At 64.1% G+C, this 17,796-nt stretch carries 15 protein-coding genes; 10 read left to right on the top strand and 5 right to left on the bottom strand.

Features of this window, described 5'->3' with window-relative positions; translation table 11 throughout:
• Positions 1-252: 252 nt before the first annotated feature.
• Together BAC01S_RS29520 and BAC01S_RS29515 are read right to left on the bottom strand one after the other, a co-directional pair.
• On the bottom strand, positions 253-1,386 hold the full coding sequence (locus BAC01S_RS29520; protein WP_043204182.1) for a polyamine ABC transporter substrate-binding protein: 1,134 nt from the start codon (positions 1,384-1,386) through the stop codon (positions 253-255).
• Between the two features lie 106 nt (positions 1,387-1,492).
• Entirely contained in the window at positions 1,493-2,827 is a 1,335-nt protein-coding gene (locus tag BAC01S_RS29515) for a glutamine synthetase family protein (protein WP_027797980.1), read from the bottom strand.
• Between the two features lie 412 nt (positions 2,828-3,239).
• Between BAC01S_RS29515 and BAC01S_RS29510 the strand changes: the two genes are divergently transcribed.
• From BAC01S_RS29510 to argE, 6 genes are all read left to right on the top strand, one after another.
• Positions 3,240-4,745: an aldehyde dehydrogenase gene (locus BAC01S_RS29510; RefSeq protein ID WP_027797979.1), complete on the top strand. Its 1,506-nt coding sequence runs from the start codon at positions 3,240-3,242 to the stop codon at positions 4,743-4,745.
• Between the two features lie 44 nt (positions 4,746-4,789).
• Positions 4,790-6,172, top strand: a complete 1,383-nt coding sequence (locus tag BAC01S_RS29505; protein WP_027797978.1) for an aspartate aminotransferase family protein — start codon at positions 4,790-4,792, stop codon at positions 6,170-6,172.
• Positions 6,173-6,305: 133 nt separating this feature from the next.
• Positions 6,306-7,655, top strand: coding sequence for a flavin-containing monooxygenase (locus BAC01S_RS29500; RefSeq protein WP_027797977.1), 1,350 nt, complete (start codon positions 6,306-6,308; stop codon positions 7,653-7,655).
• A complete protein-coding gene (locus BAC01S_RS29495; RefSeq protein ID WP_027797976.1) occupies positions 7,655-8,101 on the top strand; it encodes a RidA family protein in 447 nt (148 codons plus the stop codon). The genes BAC01S_RS29500 and BAC01S_RS29495 overlap by 1 nt, the downstream gene beginning before the upstream one ends.
• Positions 8,098-8,775, top strand: a complete 678-nt coding sequence (locus BAC01S_RS29490) for a DUF1028 domain-containing protein (RefSeq protein ID WP_027797975.1) — start codon at positions 8,098-8,100, stop codon at positions 8,773-8,775. The genes BAC01S_RS29495 and BAC01S_RS29490 overlap by 4 nt, the downstream gene beginning before the upstream one ends.
• Positions 8,768-9,934: an acetylornithine deacetylase gene (argE, locus tag BAC01S_RS29485; protein ID WP_027797974.1), complete on the top strand. Its 1,167-nt coding sequence runs from the start codon at positions 8,768-8,770 to the stop codon at positions 9,932-9,934. Before BAC01S_RS29490 ends, argE begins: the two co-directional genes overlap by 8 nt.
• A 5-nt stretch (positions 9,935-9,939) precedes the next feature.
• Here argE and cydB read toward each other — a convergent pair whose 3' ends face one another.
• The 3 genes from cydB to BAC01S_RS34965 all read right to left on the bottom strand — a co-directional run bounded on the left by cydB (position 9,940) and on the right by BAC01S_RS34965 (position 12,692).
• Positions 9,940-10,947: a cytochrome d ubiquinol oxidase subunit II gene (gene cydB, locus BAC01S_RS29480; protein ID WP_027797973.1), complete on the bottom strand. Its 1,008-nt coding sequence runs from the start codon at positions 10,945-10,947 to the stop codon at positions 9,940-9,942.
• A gap of 4 nt (positions 10,948-10,951) precedes the next feature.
• Positions 10,952-12,340, bottom strand: coding sequence for a cytochrome ubiquinol oxidase subunit I (locus tag BAC01S_RS29475; protein WP_027797972.1), 1,389 nt, complete (start codon positions 12,338-12,340; stop codon positions 10,952-10,954).
• Between the two features lie 208 nt (positions 12,341-12,548).
• On the bottom strand, positions 12,549-12,692 hold the full coding sequence (locus tag BAC01S_RS34965) for a hypothetical protein (protein WP_156954584.1): 144 nt from the start codon (positions 12,690-12,692) through the stop codon (positions 12,549-12,551).
• 86 nt (positions 12,693-12,778) lie between these two features.
• On the opposite strand from BAC01S_RS34965, the gene BAC01S_RS29465 reads away from it, so the two are divergent.
• The 4 genes from BAC01S_RS29465 to BAC01S_RS33125 form a co-directional block, all read left to right on the top strand.
• Positions 12,779-13,114 (top strand): DUF6566 family protein, encoded by a 336-nt coding sequence (locus tag BAC01S_RS29465; protein WP_027797971.1) that lies wholly within the window; start codon positions 12,779-12,781, stop codon positions 13,112-13,114.
• A 413-nt stretch (positions 13,115-13,527) separates the two neighbouring features.
• Positions 13,528-15,201 (top strand): electron transfer flavoprotein-ubiquinone oxidoreductase, encoded by a 1,674-nt coding sequence (locus BAC01S_RS29460; RefSeq protein ID WP_027797970.1) that lies wholly within the window; start codon positions 13,528-13,530, stop codon positions 15,199-15,201.
• A gap of 43 nt (positions 15,202-15,244) precedes the next feature.
• A complete protein-coding gene (bktB, locus tag BAC01S_RS29455; RefSeq protein ID WP_027797969.1) occupies positions 15,245-16,441 on the top strand; it encodes a beta-ketothiolase BktB in 1,197 nt (398 codons plus the stop codon).
• Positions 16,442-17,242: 801 nt separating this feature from the next.
• Positions 17,243-17,796, top strand: a 554-nt coding sequence (locus BAC01S_RS33125) for a contractile injection system protein, VgrG/Pvc8 family (RefSeq protein ID WP_043204179.1), incomplete at its 3' end; no start/stop codon positions are given.

Genomic DNA, 17,796 nt, shown 5'->3' with positions numbered 1-17,796 from the left:
TAAAGGTGTCGGCTGTCGCCCGCGTCGAGGATGGGGTCGTGGCGGTCGTATTCACAATGTCTGTCTCCATGCCGGTATAGCCGTGCGTCGCGCAGTTGCGTCACGGTTGCGCGTCACCTGCGCATCGGCGTTGTTGGCGTGCGTGTCGCGCAGGGCGAACGGGAAGAAAAAAGAGGGGTCGCGGATCGGCGCAAGGATGTCATGGGCCAACCCGCGGACCACGGCTCGCAGGGCGAGCCGCGCAGCGGTAAATCAGTGCCCCGTCTTGAGCTCGGCCCACAGGCGGTTTTCGAGCCGCAGGATATTGGCCGGCAGCGGCTTCATCAGCGTCATGCTCGTAAGCTGGTCTTCGGGCGGATAGACGCTCGGGTCGTTGGCAACCGCGGCCGTGACGAACGAACGGGCATCCTTGTTCGGTGTCGGGTAGAACACTTCGTTCGTGATGCCGGCGTTGACCTTCGGATCCTCGATATAGTTGATCCACGCGAGCGCGGCTTCGGGATGCGGCGCGTCCTTCGGGATCACCATGCTGTCGAACCAGATGAGGCCGCCTTCCTTCGCGTTGGCGAACTTGATCTCATAGCCGCGCTTCGCGTCGGCCGCGCGGCGGCGCGCGATGCCCACGTCGCCGGACCAGCCGAAGGTCACGCAGATATCGTTGTTCGCGAGGTCGTTGATATAGCCCGACGAGTTGAACTGCGTGATATACGGACGGACTTTCTTCAGCGTCTCATAGGCCTCCTGATAGTCGGACGGGTTCGTGCTGTTCGGGTCCTTGTGCATGTACTGCAGCGTCGCGGCGAACACGTCCACGGCCTGGTCGAGGAACGAGACGCCGCAGCTCTTGAGCTTCGAAAGATTGTCCGGATCGAACACGAGCGCCCAGCTGTTCACTGGGGCGTTGTCGCCCAGCGCCTTCTTGATTGCCTGGACGTTATAGCCGATGCCGTCGGTGCCGTAGGCATAAGGCGCGGCATACTGGTTGCCCGGGTCCGCCGCGGCAATGATCTTCATGATGGTCGGATCGAGGTGCGAGAGGTTCGGCAGCTTCGATTTGTCGAGCTTCAGATAAACGCCGGCCTGGATCTGCCTTGCCATGTAGTTCGACGTCGGCACGACGATGTCGTAGCCCGAGCTGCCGGCCAGCAGCTTGGCCTGCAGCGTGTCGTCGCTGTCGTAGTTGTCGTACTTGACCTTGATGCCCGTCTGCTTTTCGAAGTCGGGGATCGTGTCCTTGCCGATGTAATCGGACCAGTTGTAGACGTTGATCTGCGTGTCCGCCGCGCTGGCCGGCGCGCATTGGAGGGCGCCGAGACTCGCCAGCGCGGCCAGCGAGGTGGCCGTAATGGCGGGACGAATGCGGCACCAGTAAGGATAGCTAATCATAGTGTTTTCCTCAGGATGAAGAGGCGGGCGCGTGGGCTCGCTATGGCTCGTGTGAAGCGGTTAGTGCTTGAAAAGCAGGATTGAAGCGAAATGAAAGCGTAAATCGTCAGACGTGCAGCAGCAGATGTTTGCGTTCCCAGGAACTGATCACACGGAAGAACGCCTGGTATTCGGTCTCCTTGAGGGCGACATAGGCCTTGACGAACGCCTCGCCCAGCATTTCCTTGAGCGGGTCGGCGCGCCGCATCAGCGCGAGTCCCTCTTCGAGGTTGCGCGGCAGTTCGTACGACTGCCGGTAGCCGTCGCTCGTCAGCGGGGCCGTGGGCTCGAGGCCTTGCGTCATGCCAAGATAGCCGGCGGCCAGCGTGGCGGCGATGGCCAGATACGGATTGCAGTCCACGCCGGGAATGCGGTTTTCCACGCGGCGCGCGGCCGGCGGCGAATGCGGCACGCGAAAGCCCACGGTGCGATTGTCGTAGCCCCATTGCACGCTGATAGGCGCCGCCATGAAGCGCGAGAGGCGGCGATACGAGTTGATGTAGGGGGCGAAGATCGGCATGAGCGCGGGTGTGCAGGTCTGCAGGCCCGCGATATACGAGTGGAAGAGGGCGCTGGGTCCGCCGTCCGCTTCGCTGAAGAGATTGCGGCCGCTTTCCGCGTCGATCACGCTCTGGTGCACGTGCATGGCGGAACCGGGTTCGTCCTCCATCGGCTTGGCCATGAATGTGGCGTACATCTGGTGCCGCAGCGCGGCCTCGCGCACGGTGCGCTTGAAGAGGAACACCTGGTCGGCGAGCTTCAGCGCGTCGCCATGCAGGAAGTTGATTTCCATCTGCGCCGCGCCAACCTCGTGAATCAGCGTATCGACTTCGAGATCCTGAATGTCGCAGTACTCATAGATGTCTTCGAACAAGGGATCGAATTCGTTGACGGCCTCGATCGAATACGACTGCCCGCCCGTTTCCGGGCGGCCTGTGCGGCCCACGGGCGGTTGCAGCGGCAGATCGGGGTCGCGGTTCGTATCGACCAGATAGAACTCGAGTTCCGGCGCCACCACCGGTGTCCAGCCCTTCGCGCGATAGCGTTCGAGCACGCGGCGCAGCACGTGGCGCGGCGAGATCGCGACGGGCGTGCCGTCGAAGTGCATGCAGTCGTGAATCACCTGCGCCGTGGGATCGACGGCCCAGGGAACGATGCGCAGCGTCGAGGGGTCGGGCACGCACACCATGTCGGGGTCGGTCACGCCGGTCAGCGTGCCGTCTTCGGGGTAGTCGCCCGTCACGGTCTGGATCATTACCGCCTGCGGCAAGCGCATCGACTCGCCCGCCTCGAACTTGCTGCGCGGAATGATCTTGCCGCGCGCGATCCCGGACATGTCGGGAATGATCGCCTCGATCTCGGTCACGCGATGCTTCTTCAGGAAGTCGTCGATCTCGTTCATGCCGCTCATTGCGTCCTTCATTGCATCCACTCGTTAGCACTGCCACGTAGGGTGGGGCGGGCAGCGAATCGGCCCGGCGCCGCCTGGTTCCGCGTTGCGCACGGCCCTCGTTCAACGGGCGGCGCGCTGCGAACGACGGCTGAAGCGTAGCACCGGCCAATAAGGGGTAAAAAAATAGTTTTCTTAGTCCATGCATAGGTTTTGACTATTTAGAAAAATGGCGTGCTGCAGCAAATGAAAGGCGCAACATGCGATGCCCCCATGACCATTCGGAATTGCATAGAAAAAAGCGATGCACTAGCCAGAAATTCCGTTCTTTATGTTCTCTTTTTGCCCAGGCACAGTGCAGGCATGGCTTTCGACGGGCCGCAGTCGCTCGGCCGTCGGGGTATCCACTAACAGGAGAGTTTTCGTGAATCCAGCAACCGCACCGGCGCGCGGCTATGCCGACTGGCAACGTCTCGCCGCGGACGTCTCCCCGAGAACCCAGGCCCACATCGGCGGCCGCTTCGTGCCCGCGCGCAGCGGCAAGACCTTCACGGCGATCAATCCCGCCACGGGCGCGGCGATTGCCGAGGTGGCCTCGTGCGACGCGGCCGACGTGGACGATGCCGTGCGCGCCGCCCGCGCGTCGTTCGTGACCGGCGCCTGGTCGCGCGTGACGCCTGCCGAACGCAAGCGCGTGCTGTGCCGTCTTGGCGAACTGATCGTCGCGCACGGCAGCGAGCTTGCGCTGCTCGACTCGCTCAACATGGGCAAGCGCGTGGCCGACGCGTTCGAGATCGACGTGCCGGCCGCCGGCCGCCTGTTTGCCTGGTACGGCGAAGCAGTGGACAAACTGGCCGGCGAGGTGCCGGCGACCGATCCCGGCAATCTGGCGATCGTGACGCGCGAGCCGCTGGGCGTAGTGGGCGCCGTCGTGCCGTGGAACTTCCCGCTCGATATGGTCGCGTGGAAAGTGGCGCCGGCGCTTGCGGCCGGCAACAGCGTGGTGCTCAAGCCCGCGGAGCAGTCGCCGCTTTCGGCGTTGCGTCTTGCCGAACTGGCGCTCGAAGCCGGCTTGCCGGCCGGTGTGCTGAACGTCGTGCCGGGCTTCGGCGAAACGGCCGGACGCGCGCTCGGGATGCACCCGGATGTGGACGTGCTCGCGTTCACGGGTTCGACGGCGATCGGCAAGAAGTTCCTCGAATACGCGGGCCAGTCGAACATGAAGCAGGTCTGGCTCGAATGCGGCGGCAAGAGCCCCAACCTCGTGTTCGAAGACACGGACGATCTCGACCTTGCCGCGCGCAAGGCCTGCTTCGGCATCTTCTTCAACCAGGGCGAGGTTTGTTCGGCGAACTCGCGCCTTTTCGTGCAGCGCTCGATACACGACGCGTTCGTCGAGCGGCTCGTTGCCTGCGCGCGCGACTTCTACCCGGGCGATCCGCTCGACCCCGCGAGCGGCATGGGCGCGATCGTCGATCAGGTGCAGCATGGGCGCGTGCTCGAATGGATCGAGCGCGGGCGCAAGAGCGCGACGCTCGCCACCGGAGGCGGCGCGCCGCTCGTGAACGGCAAGGGCCTCTTCGTAGAACCGACGATCTTCGTCGACGTGAAGGCGGACCACCCGATCGCCCGCGAAGAGATTTTCGGCCCGGTGCTTTCCGTGCTCGCGTTCGACAGCGAAGACGAAGCGGTGCAGCGCGCGAACGATTCGATCTATGGCCTCGCCGCCTCGGTCTGGACCGGCAGCCTCGCGCGCGCCCATCGCGTCTCGCAGCGCCTGCGCGCCGGCACGGTTTCCGTCAACACGGTCGACGCGCTGAGCGCGCAGACGCCGTTCGGCGGCTTCGGCCAGTCGGGCTTCGGACGCGATCTCTCCTTGCATGCGCTCGACAAATACACGGGCCTGAAGACCACATGGATCACCTGGTGAGCACGCCCCGGATCAATCCGTCTTATCCTTTGGAGTCTGGAAGAATGAATGCACACGACTTGCCGCAGCGCACGACGCGCGACTATCAACAGAGCGATGCAGCGCATCACCTGCACGCTTTCGTCGATCAGAAAGCCCTGAACGAGGAAGGCCCGCGCGTGATGGTGCGGGGCGAGGGCGTCCACCTCTGGGACAACGACGGCAACCGCTATCTGGACGGCATGTCCGGGTTGTGGTGCACGAATGTCGGGTACGGCCGCCAGGAGCTGATCGATGCCGCCTCGCGGCAGATGAAAGAACTTTCGTACTACAACATGTTCTTTCACACCACGCATCCTGCGGTGATCCAGCTTTCGGAGAAGCTGTTCTCGTTGCTCGGCGATCGTTTCTCGCACGTTGTCTACACGAACTCGGGCTCCGAGTCGAACGAAGTGCTGATCCGCACGGTGCGCCGCTTCTGGGACGTGATGGGCAAGCCGCAGAAGAAGGTGCTGATTGGCCGCGTGAACGGCTATCACGGTTCGACGGTGGGCAGCGCTTCGCTGGGCGGCATGGCCTTCATGCACGAAATGGGCGACCTGCCGATTCCGAACATTACGCACGTGGACGAGCCCTACTGGTACGCCAACGGCGGCGACCTCACGCCGGAGGCGTTCGGTAAGGCCGCGGCGCTCTCGCTCGAACGCAAGATCCTCGAACTGGGCGCGGACCGCGTGGCCGCCTTCGTCGCCGAGCCGTTCCAGGGCGCGGGCGGCATGATCTTCCCGCCGGACGGCTACTGGCAGGAAATTGAGCGTATCTGCCGTCAATACGACGTGCTGCTTTGCGCCGACGAGGTGATCGGCGGCTTCGGGCGCACGGGCGAGTGGTTCGCGCATCGCCATTTCGGCTTCGAGCCGGACCTGATCTGCGTGGCCAAGGGCCTGACCTCGGGCTACGTGCCGATGGGCGGCCTCATCATGAGCCGGCGCGTGGGCGAGGCGCTCGTCGAGAAGGGCGGCGTCTATGCTCATGGCCTGACGTACTCGGGGCACCCGGTGGCCGCTGCCGTGGCACTTGCGAATCTCGACGTGCTCGATCGCGGCGGGCTTGTCGAGCGCACCAAGAGCGATACCGGTCCGTATCTGCAGAAGGCGCTGCGCGACGCCTTCGCCGATCACCCGTTGGTGGGCGAAATTCAGGGCGTGGGCGCCGTGGCGGCGATCCAGTTCGTGAAGGACAAGGCCACGCGCGAGCGCTTCGCGAACGAAGCGGACCTGACCTGGCATAGCCGGTCCGTCGGCTTCGATCTGGGCGTGATCGTGCGCTCCACGAATGGCCGTCTCATCGTCGCGCCGCCGCTCGTGATCGGCCACGCGCAGATCGACGAGCTGGTGGACAAGATGCGCCAGGCGGTCGACGCGACGGCAAAGACGATCGCTCGATAAGGCATCGGGATCCCGGATCGCGCCCCCGACGGGGGGCGCTTCCGTCACATGACGCCGAACGAGGCGGGTAAATAATTAGGCATACATATTAATTGGGCGAGCGAGCCGGTATGCCGGGCAGAAGGAAACCGCTATGAAAAATGAAAAAGTTTCAGTCGACACGCTCGTGGTCGGCGCCGGCCAGGCCGGAGTCGCCATGAGCGAACATTTGAGCCGGCTGGGCATCTCGCACCTCGTGCTCGAGCGCAGCCGCGTGGCCGAGCGTTGGCGCACGGGCCGCTGGGACTCGCTGGTGGCCAACGGGCCGGCCTGGCACGACCGTTTTCCGGGCATGGATTTCGAGGGCTTCGCGCCGGACGCGTTTGTGCCGAAGGAATCGATTGCCGACTACTTCGAAGCCTACGCGAAGCAGTTCGACGCGCCCATTCGAACGGGTGTGGAAGTGACCCGCGTGGTACGCAACGAAGGGCGTCCGGGCTTCGCCGTGGAAACGAGCGAGGGCGTGGTCGAAGCACTGCGCGTCGTGGTGGCGACGGGGCCGTTTCAGCGCCCGGTCATTCCGCCGATCGCACCGCAAGCCGCGAATATCGAGCAGATCCACTCCGCCGACTATCGCAATCCCGGCCAATTGCCCGCAGGGGCCGTGCTTGTGGTGGGCGCGGGCTCGTCGGGCGTGCAGATCGCCGACGAACTGCAGCGCGCGGGCAAGCCGGTCTATCTCTCGGTGGGGGCGCATGACCGGCCGCCGCGCGCCTATCGCAACCGCGATTTTTGCTGGTGGCTGGGCGTGCTGGGCGAATGGGATGCGGAGACCGTCACGCCGGGCAAAGAGCACGTGACGATCGCCGTGAGCGGCGCGCGCGGCGGTCATACGGTCGATTTCCGCAGGCTCGCGCATCAGGGCATCACGCTCGTCGGCCTGACGAAGTCGTTCGACGGTTCGGTCGTGAGTTTCGAGCCGGACCTCGCGCTCAATATCGCGCGCGGCGACGAGAACTACCGCGCGTTGCTCGACGCGGCCGACGCGTGGATCGCCCGCAACGGCGTCGATTTGCCGGAGGAGCCGGAGGCACGCGCCACGCTTCCCGATCCGGCTTGCCTCACTCACCCGATACTTGAGCTCGATCTCGCGCAGGCAGGGATCACGGCTATCGTCTGGGCGACGGGCTACGCCGTCGACTACGGCTGGCTGCAGGTGAATGCCTTCGACGCGAAAGGCAAACCGCGGCACCAGCGCGGCGTGTCGAGCGAGCCTGGCATCTATTTCCTCGGCTTGCCGTGGCTCTCGCGACGCGGTTCGGCATTCATCTGGGGCGTGTGGCACGACGCCAGGCACATTGCCGACCATATCGTCACGCAGCGCAAGTATCTCGCCTATCGCGACCCCGGGCAGCGCGAGGCCGAAGCGCCGCGTGTGCCCGCGTCCGACCGTGCGTGCCGGACCACGCAGGCGAACAACATCAACGAACTGGGAGTCTTCTAATGCCGACGCATACGCGCATTCGCATGTTCAACACGCGGGATACCTACCCGAATCAGTCGCTCGACAACGATTTGTGCCAGGCCGTGCGCGCCGGCAACACCGTGTATGTGCGCGGCCAGGTGGGCACCGATTTCGACGGACGCCTCGTGGGTCTCGGCGATCCGCAGGCCCAGGCCGAGCAGGCGATGAAGAACGTCAAGCAGCTGCTCGAAGAGGCGGGCAGCGATCTGTCGCATATCGTCAAGACAACGACCTATCTGATCGACCCGCGCTATCGCGAGCCGGTGTATCGGGAAGTCGGCAAGTGGCTCAAGGGCGTCTTTCCGATTTCGACGGGGCTCGTGGTGTCGGCGCTCGGGCAGCCGCAGTGGCTCATGGAGATCGACGTGATTGCGGTGATTCCGGATAACTGGACGCCGGATCCGGCCCGGGGACAGCGATCATGACCTTCTCCATCGTCGGACGCTGTGCCGAAAGCGGGCAGCTTGGCATCGCCATCAGTTCGTCGAGCATCGCGGTGGGCGCCCGCTGTCCCTGGGCGCGTGCGGGTGTCGGCGTCGTGGCGAGCCAGAACGTCACCTTGCCGGCCCTGGGCCCGCGCATTCTCGATCTGCTGGAGAACGGCGGGGGGGAGACCGGCGCCGCCATGCAGCAGGCGCTCGATGCCGATCGCTGGAGCCAGTACCGGCAGGTGACGGTGATCGACAGCCAGGGGCGCACCGCGTTCTTCAGCGGCAAGGAGGCGCTCGGCACGCATAACGCCGTGGCCGGCAGGCAATGTGTTGCCGCCGGCAATCTGCTGGCCGGCACGCACGTCATTGGCGCGATGGTCGAGGCATTCGAAAGCGCGCGGGGCATGCTGGCGGATCGGCTGCTTGCGGCCATGCACGGCGCCATGAAGGCGGGCGGCGAGGCCGGGCCCGTGCATTCGGCGGCATTGAAAGTGGTGGGAGAGGTGGTGTGGCCGATGATCGACCTGCGCGTGGACTGGGCCGACGACGATCCCATTGGCCGCCTCGACAGTCTCTGGCAGGCCTACCGCCCGCAGATGCAGGACTATCTCGCGCGGGCATTGAATCCCACCGCCGCGCCGAGCTATGGAGTCCCAGGCGATGAGTGAGACGTCAAGCCGGGCACTGCTCGAACGGTTGGTGGGTTTCCCCACGGTCAGCCGCGACTCGAATCTCGCGTTGATCGCATTCGTGCAGGAGTACCTGGCACAACATGGAGTGGAATGCGAGTTGTTCCACAACGCCGAGCGCACCAAGGCGAATCTCTTTGCGACCATCGGGCCGTGCGATCGAGGCGGCGTCGTGCTGTCCGGCCACACCGACGTCGTGCCGGTGGACGGGCAGGCGTGGACAGTCGACCCGTTCCGCCTGACCGAGTGCGATGGACGTCTGTACGGCCGCGGCACGGCCGACATGAAAGGCTTTATCGCCTCGGTCCTCGCCGCGGTGCCGCGCTTTGTCGAGCAGGATCTGCAGCTTCCCGTGCATCTGGCCTTCTCCTATGACGAGGAGGTGGGATGCCTCGGTGTGCGGCCGATGCTGGCCGAACTGGCGAGGCGCCCGCACCGGCCGCGGCTCTGCCTGATCGGCGAACCGACCGCGCTCAAGCCGGTGCTGGGCCACAAGGGCAAGCTCGCGATGCGCTGTCATGTGAAGGGGGCCGCCTGCCACTCGGCCTATGCGCCGTATGGCGTCAATGCGATCCAGTATGCGGCGCGCTTGATCGGGCGTCTTGACGAGATCGGCGCCCAACTCGCTGCGCCCGAACATCACGATGCCCGCTTCGACCCGCCGTATTCGACCGTGCAGACGGGCTTGATCAAAGGCGGCCGTGCGCTGAATATCGTGCCCGCCGAATGCGAGTTCGATTTCGAAGTGCGGGCGTTGCCCGACTTCGATGCCCGGGAGGTGGCGGACCAACTGCAAGGCTATGCCGAGCGCGATTTGCTGCCGGCCATGCGGGCCGTGCATCCCGAGACGGAGGTGCGCTTTCAGTCGCTGAGCGCGTACCCGGGACTGGCCACGCAGCCGGACAGCGAAGCGGCGCGGCTGCTGGCGCTGCTGACCGGATCGACGGAGTTCGACACGGTGGCTTTCGGCACCGAGGGGGGGCTGTTCGAACAGGCGGGGATTCCGGCGGTGGTTTGCGGCCCCGGAAGCATGGACCAGGGGCATAAGCCCGACGAATTCATCAGCACGGCGCAACTCGCGGGCTGCGATGCGATGTTGGCACGTCTGGGCGATTATCTGCACCGCTCCCCACGTTGAAGCAGTTAGTGATACCCAGGATCCCCTTCCCGCACCTTGCCGCGAAATACGCGGTACTGCATGGCGTTGTAGACCAGGATGACCGGCAGCACGATGACCGTGCCCACCAGCGTGAAGAGCTGGCTCGAATGACTCGACGAAGCCTCCCAGATCGTGAGCGAGGGCGGGACGATGTTCGGCCAGATGCTGATGACAAGCCCCGTGAAGCCCAGAAAGCAGATGGCGAGCGTGAGGAGGAACGGCGTGGCTTCGTGGTGGCGCGCCACCGAACGCAGGATGCCCCAGACGCAGGCAACGACGAGCACGGGCACGGGCAGGAACCAGCCGAGATTGCCGCTTGCGAACCAGCGCGCCTCGACGGCCGGCAGCCCCAGCACCGTCCACAAGCTTACGATGACGATGGCCGCGAGCAGCACGACGGCGAGCGGGCGCATCAACTGGCGCATCTTGCGCTGCAGGTCGCCATCGGTCTTGAGAATGAGCCAGCCGCAGGCCAGCGTCGCGTAGGTAATGAGGACACCGAAGCCGCAGAACATGCTGAACGGCGAGAACCAGTCGAACGGGTCGCCGGCGAAGCGGTCGTCGACGATCTTGATGCCTTGCAGCAGCGACCCGAGCACGATGCCCTGGCACATCGCCGCGAGCGCCGAGCCGCCCATGAAGGCCAGGTCCCACGCGTGCTGCGTGCGGTTGGCCTTGGCGCGCAGCTCGAAGGCCGCGCCGCGGAAGATGAGCCCGACGACCATGAGGATGAGCGGCATGTAGTTGGCCGGCAGCAGCGTGGCGTAGACCACGGGAAACGCGCCATACAGGCCCGCGCCGCCCAGCACGAGAAACGTTTCGTTGCCGTCCCAGACCGGCGCGACGGTGTTGAGCATGACCTCGCGTTCCCCCTTGCCCTCGAAGAACGGAAATAGCAGCCCGATGCCGAGATCGAAGCCGTCGAGCATTACGTAGATGAAGACGCCGAGGCCGATGATGGCGGCCCAGATCACAGGGAGATCGATTTGCATGGCGTCACTCTCCTGTCACGGCGTCCAGCGCCCGGTTGTGCAATCCCGGATGCTTCAGCGATTCGCGGCTTTCGGTGCCTTCCGCCGGGCCTTTTTTCATCAGTTTCAGCATGTAGTAGACGCCCGTGCCGAACACGAGGAAATACACGATCACGAGGATCAGCAGCGAAACGCCGGCCTGCTGGGCGCCGATGGGCGATACGGAGTCGATGGTGCGCACCACGCCGTAGACGGTCCACGGCTGGCGGCCGACTTCGGTCGTGATCCAGCCGGCCAGCAGCGCCACGATGCCCGAAGGCCCCATGCAGAACACGAGCCACTGGAACCAGCGCGTTTCATAGAGGCGCCCGCGCAGGCGCAGCCACAGACCGAGCAGGGCGGTCAGCAGCATCAGCATGCCGAGGCCCGCCATGAGCCGGAAGGTCCAGAAGATGATGGGCGAGTAAGGGCGGTCCTGCGGCGCAAACTCCTTGAGCCCGCGAATTTCGCCGTCCCAACTATGCGTGAGAATCAGGCTGCCCAGATGCGGAATCCGCACGGCGTAGCGCGTGACTTCCGCGTTCATGTCCGGCAGGCCCACGAGGTTGAGCGCCGTGCCGCCGTGCTCGGTCTCCCATAGCCCTTCGATGGCGGCGATCTTGGCCGGCTGGTACTCGCGCGTGTTCAGGCCGTGCGCGTCGCCCACGAAGATCTGTACGGGCGCGAGCACGAGCAGAATGCCGAGCGCCATCGAAAAGCTGCGCTTGACGGGCACGTCGCGCCGCCCGTGCAGCAGGTGCCAGGCGCCGCAGGCCGCCACGATGAAGGCGGCGACGATGAACGCCGCAATCGTCATGTGCGCGAGCCGGAATGGAAACGAAGGATTGAAGATGACCTTGAACCAGTCCACCGGCACGAGGCGGCCGTTTTCGATGGCGTAGCCCTGCGGCGTCTGCATGAAGCTGTTGGAGGCGAGGATCCAGAACGTGGAGATCAGCGTGCCGACCGCGACCATTAGCGTTGCGAAGAAATGCGCCTTCGGGCTCACGCGATTCCAGCCGAACAACATGACGCCGAGAAAACCGGCTTCGAGAAAAAATGCGGTCAGCACTTCATAGGTCAGGAGCGGCCCGGTGATGTTGCCGGCAGCCAGGGCAAAGCCGCTCCAGTTCGTGCCGAACTCGTAGGCCATTACGACGCCGGAGACAACGCCCATGCCGAACCCCACCGCGAAGATCTTCGACCAGAAGCGGTACATGTCCTTGTAGGCCGCATCGCCGGTCATCAGGAGGCGCCATTCGAGCACGGCGAGAAAACTCGCCATGCCGATGCTGATGGCGGGAAACATGATGTGAAACGAAACGGTAAACGCAAACTGCAGCCTGGCGAGATGGAAGGCATCGAAGATTTGCATGTTGGGTCAGAACTCCGGGTACCGCCTGGGTTTGCGTGCAGAGGAACGCCGTACAACCGCGCTTGCCCTCGCCCTTACGCTTTCATTGCAGAGTCGCGCCGAAGCCGGCGGATCCCTGCGCGATACTGTAGACGATGGCCGTTTCGCCTGTTACGTTTGAAGTTGCAATTGCCGGGGCAGGCGTGTTTCGTCTAACGAAGGCCGCGGGCTATTTGTGCACCATCGCCGTGACGAGCAGATGAAATGGAAGCGTAAGCAGCAGGGCGCCGCCAACGCCAACGCACCAGAGAATGGCGATCCACTTCAGGTCGTGCAGAAAGCCGCGGCGACGCTCCGTGGGTTCGCGTTTCATCGTTGTCCCCTCACCGGATGTTGAGTCATGTTCGACACGGCATTATGGCACCGGGCCGCGCCGGCGATCAAACCAGGGAGCAAACCATGGCCCAGAACGAACAAGCCGCGTGCTACGGGTTCGACATTAGTGCGCAGTCCAGGTGCAACCAGCTCGGCGGATGGATCGCCCACGTCGAGATTCGTCACGAGGGCCGGCTCTTTGCAACCTGCAACCCCGATACGGTGCAACCGGAGTGGTTGACGGAGGCCGAAGCGAATCGTGACGGAATCGAGCGGGGATGCCGATTCATCGGCCACATGATGAACGACCCGCAGGATCGCTCATGGGTGGCGCTGCGCGCCCGCGCCGAGCAGTGGTTCTTCAGGATCGAAGCCACGCAGGAGGCCGAACAGATTCTGCGCGAACTGGCGGCGCGTTAGTTCGTGTTCGAAGGCGGGCATGCCTCTTGCGCGGGACAGGGGATTTTTTACGAAATACTTTCTTCGGTCCGGCGTGCGGTATCGCGTGACGGTCACGCAACGTGGCCAGATATGTCACTAGATGGGCCGGATTGGACAGTCCTCGCACTTCCCTTTGAAGCTACGATAGCCACGACGCGACTCCGTGGCTGCCCGCCTTTGGTGACTGGCTGCACTGGATGATCGTGACATCGTTTGAACACAGGGTTCGCCATGACGCCGCGTTGCCGGATATCGAAACCGCGCCACGGCGATTCGGGCAAGCGCGCTGGCAAGGTTTGCCATATCGGCAGGAATAGGGCGCGCGGGCTGAAGAAGGCGTGCCCCCAGTTGCCGGAAAGCCGTTCCGACGCGGACCCCGGGGGAGACTCAGCATGAATTCGAATGACCTGATCGCACAATACGGCCCACGCGAGTCGATGGAATACGACGTGGTGATCGTAGGCGGCGGCCCGGCGGGGCTGTCGGCGGCGATCCGCCTGAAGCAGCTCGCGGCAGAGAAAGGCGTCGAGATGGGCGTGTGCGTACTGGAAAAAGGCTCGGAGATCGGGGCGCATATCCTCTCGGGCGCGGTCATGGACCCGCGCGCCCTCAACGAACTGATGCCCGACTGGAAGGAACAGGGCGCGCCGCTGGACGTGCCCGTGACCGAGGATAAATTCCTTTTCCTTTCGGAAACCGGCGCGAAGGCCGTGCCGAACTGGGCGCTGCCCGACAACTTCAAAAACCACGGCAACTACGTCATCAGCCTCGCGAACGTCACGCGCTGGCTGGGCCAGCAGGCCGAGGCGCTGGGCGTGGAGATCTTCCCGGGCTTTCCGGCGGCCGAAGTGCTCTTTCATGACGACGGATCGGTAAAGGGTGTCGCCACCGGCAACATGGGCATCGGCAAGGATGGCGAGCCCACCGAAAACTTCCAGCTCGGCATGGAGCTGCACGCGAAGTACACGCTGTTCGCCGAAGGCTGTCGCGGGCACCTGGGGCGTCAACTGAACGAAAAGCTCAAGCTCGACCGCGATGCCGACCCGCAGGTCTACGGCATCGGCATCAAGGAGCTGTGGGAGATCGATCCCGCGAAGCACCAGCCGGGCCTCGTGATCCATACGGCGGGCTGGCCGCTGGAAAACGACACCTACGGCGGCTCGTTCCTCTATCACATCGACAACAACCAGGTGATGGTGGGCTTCGTCGTGGGTCTCGCCTACACGAACCCGTACCTCTCGCCGTTCGAGGAATTCCAGCGCTACAAGACGCACCCGGCCATCCGCCAGTACCTCGAAGGCGGCAAGCGCGTGTCGTATGGCGCGCGGGCGATGACGGCGGGCGGGCTGATGTCGCTGCCCAAGCTCGTGTTCCCGGGCGGCGCGCTGGTGGGCGACGATGCGGGTTTCCTGAACGCGGCACGCATCAAGGGCAGCCATGCGGCGATCAAGACCGGGATGCTGGCAGCGGAAGCGGCGTTCGAAGCCGTGCAGGCGGGCCGCCAGGGCGACGAACTGACGGCTTACCCCGAAGCGTTCCAGAAGTCGTGGCTGCACGAAGAACTGTACAAGGCGCGCAACTTCAAGCAGTGGATGAGCAAGGGCCTGTATCTGGGCACGCTGATGGTGGGCATCGAGCAGAAGCTCTTTGGCGGCAAGGTGCCGTGGACGCTGCACCACCAGCATCGCGACAACGAGATGCTCAAGCCCGCGTCGCAATGCCGGCCGATCGAGTATCCGAAGCCGGATGGCAAGCTGACGTTCGACCGGCTCTCGTCGGTGTTCATTTCCAATACGAACCACGAGGAGAACCAGCCGGCGCACCTGACGCTGAAAGATGCATCGGTGCCGGTGAACGTGAATTTGCGTACCTATGCGGGTCCGGAGGGTCGCTTCTGTCCCGCCGCGGTGTACGAGTTCGTGAAAGATGACTCGAACGAAGACCGTCTGCAGATCAACGCGCAGAACTGCGTGCACTGCAAAACGTGCGACATCAAGGATCCGACGCAGAACATCGTGTGGGTCACGCCCGAAGGCGGCGGCGGACCGAACTATCCGAACATGTAGTGCATGAACGCGCGTGAATGCGCGAACGAACCGGAGCAACACTATGAGCAATGCAGCGAAGGAAGTGGTGGTGGTGAGCGGTGTTCGTACCGCGATCGGCGATTTCGGCGGCAGTCTCAAGGATTTCGCGCCGACCGATCTCGGCGCGCGCGTCGTGCGCGAGGTGCTTTCGCGCGCGAACGTGTCCGGCGAAGAGGTCGGCCACGTCGTGTTCGGCAACGTCATCCATACGGAACCGAGGGACATGTACCTCGCGCGCGTTGCGGCGATCGACGGCGGCGTCGCGCAGCACACGCCCGCGCTGACCGTGAACCGCCTGTGCGGCTCCGGTCTGCAGGCAATCGTTTCGGCGGCGCAGACGATTTTGCTCGGCGATGCGGAGATCGCGATCGGCGGCGGCGCCGAGAGCATGAGCCGCGCGCCGTATACGGTGCCGGCCGCGCGCTTCGGGCAACGCATGGGCGACGGCAAGCTGATCGACATGATGCTCGGCGCGCTGCACGATCCGTTCCAGACCATCCACATGGGCGTGACGGCGGAGAACGTCGCGAAGAAGTTCGGCATCACGCGCGAGGCGCAAGACGCACTCGCGCTCGAGTCGCACCGCCGCGCCGCGCGCGCGATTGCCGAAGGGCGTTTCAAGGATCAGATCCTGCCTGTCGCGATCAAGTCGAAGAAGGGCGAAGTGCTGTTCGACACCGACGAACACGTGCGCCACGAGGCGAGCGCCGACGACTTCTCGAAGCTCAAGCCCGTGTTCGCGAAGGAGAACGGCACGGTGACGGCCGGCAATGCTTCGGGCATCAACGACGCGGCCGCGGCCGTGCTGATGATGGAGCGCGGCGTTGCCGAAAAGCGCGGCGCGAAGCCGCTCGCGCGCCTGGTTTCCTATGCGCACGCGGGCGTGGATCCGGCATACATGGGGATCGGTCCGGTGCCGGCATCGCGCCTTGCCCTCGAACGCGCGGGCATCACGGCCGCCGACCTCGACGTGATCGAGTCGAACGAAGCGTTTGCCGCGCAGGCCTGCGCGGTCGCGAAAGAGCTTGGGCTCGATCCCGCGAAGGTCAATCCGAACGGTTCGGGCATCTCGCTCGGTCATCCGGTGGGCGCGACGGGCGCGCTGATCACCGTGAAGGCCCTGTATGAGCTCAAGCGTATCGGCGGCCGTTATGCGCTCGTGACGATGTGCATCGGCGGTGGCCAGGGGATCGCGGCCGTTTTCGAAAACATGCAGTAACGTGCGGCTATGAAGTGTGGCTGTGAAGCGCAGTTGTGAAGCACACCTGAACCCAAGGGCTGGCGGGCGCCGATAATCGGCAGTTCGCCAGCCACATCATCTCCCCCTCCTGATTCCCGGCACGCCTCTTTTCCGCGGCCGTTCCTGAAACCCGGGACGAACAGCTACCTGTTTGATACCTCCGGGTGTTGCTCCAAACATACTGGCGACAAAGAATCGCACTACCGGCCTGCACGCGCGGTGTCCGGCGCGGTATTCGAGGCAGCATTCGACGCGGTATTCGACGCAGTATCCGATTCAGGCAGGCTACGCGCGTGCGTCAGACGAGCACGCTTGCATCCGACTTTCTCGCCAGTCTCGTTATTCCCACCCGGCTTTGCGCTTTCGCGCACTTCGGCCGCGACGTACTTCGATACAGGTGTCTTGACGCAAAGCGCAGTGCGCGAGGTGCTGGCTACCGTCGAGCGGATTGCCGAATGTCTTGAGTCGTGCACCCGCAATGATGCCACGTTCATCGCAAGTGCCCTTCGTCATGGCGGGCAGTAGGGCGGCGTGTTTTCTGCGTGCGATCCGCTAGCACGCTCCATGCGCTATTAGCCCCTTTCTCGCCATCTATCACACCATGTCATCCAGAAAAATGGCAGGACTCCGATTTATTGTTATTTAACGCAAATGTTGACGGCTTCGTATATGCCCGTCGAGTGTAATTGACGGGCTGAGGGTGCGTCCCTAGATTCTGGAAAAAGTTGCGTGGGCAACAGTTGTGCTTTGTTCCTTTCAACCAGACAGGGAAGGCGCGTCATGAATGCAGTAACAAAGAACTTCGCGGTTGCGTTGCGCCACCCGAGCGCGCGTCTGCGGCAGCTTCTGCGGGTCTGGGTCGGGATACTCCAGCAGGACTTCCAGGTGGTCAAGTTCCGGGTGCGCGGAGGATTCTGCAAGGACTACGTGGTCGATCTGACGGTGACCGCGTCGCAGCTCGATCTCGACGGCAGGCAGTTCGTCGGGCGGCGCGCGGGGCTGCAGATCGACGAGCGCGTGGCCGTGCCTTCGGTCAGCTACGTCGATCCTGTCGATCATGAAGCCGCCACCTTCAACGGCGTCATCACGCGCATGGAGCGCACCGGCGTGAGTCGCGACGAGGCCACCTACCGGCTGCGCATCGAGCCGCGCTTTGCTGCCCTCTGCAAGCGGATCATCAGGTCGGATACCTTCAAGGACGTGACGCTGCAGGAGATGATCAGGCAGGCGCTGGTTGACCGCAAGAATTTCGATGCCTTCGACGTGGAATTCCAGATCGAAGGGCTGCAGGAGAAGATGGAAGAAGTGGTGATGTACGAGGAGTCCTTATGGAA

The sequence above is a fragment of the Paraburkholderia acidipaludis NBRC 101816 genome, from assembly GCF_000684975.1.
GTDB classification, from domain to species: domain Bacteria; phylum Pseudomonadota; class Gammaproteobacteria; order Burkholderiales; family Burkholderiaceae; genus Paraburkholderia; species Paraburkholderia acidipaludis.
The sequence above is the reverse complement of the archived record's forward strand: the minus strand, read 5'-3'. Positions and strand labels throughout refer to the sequence as shown.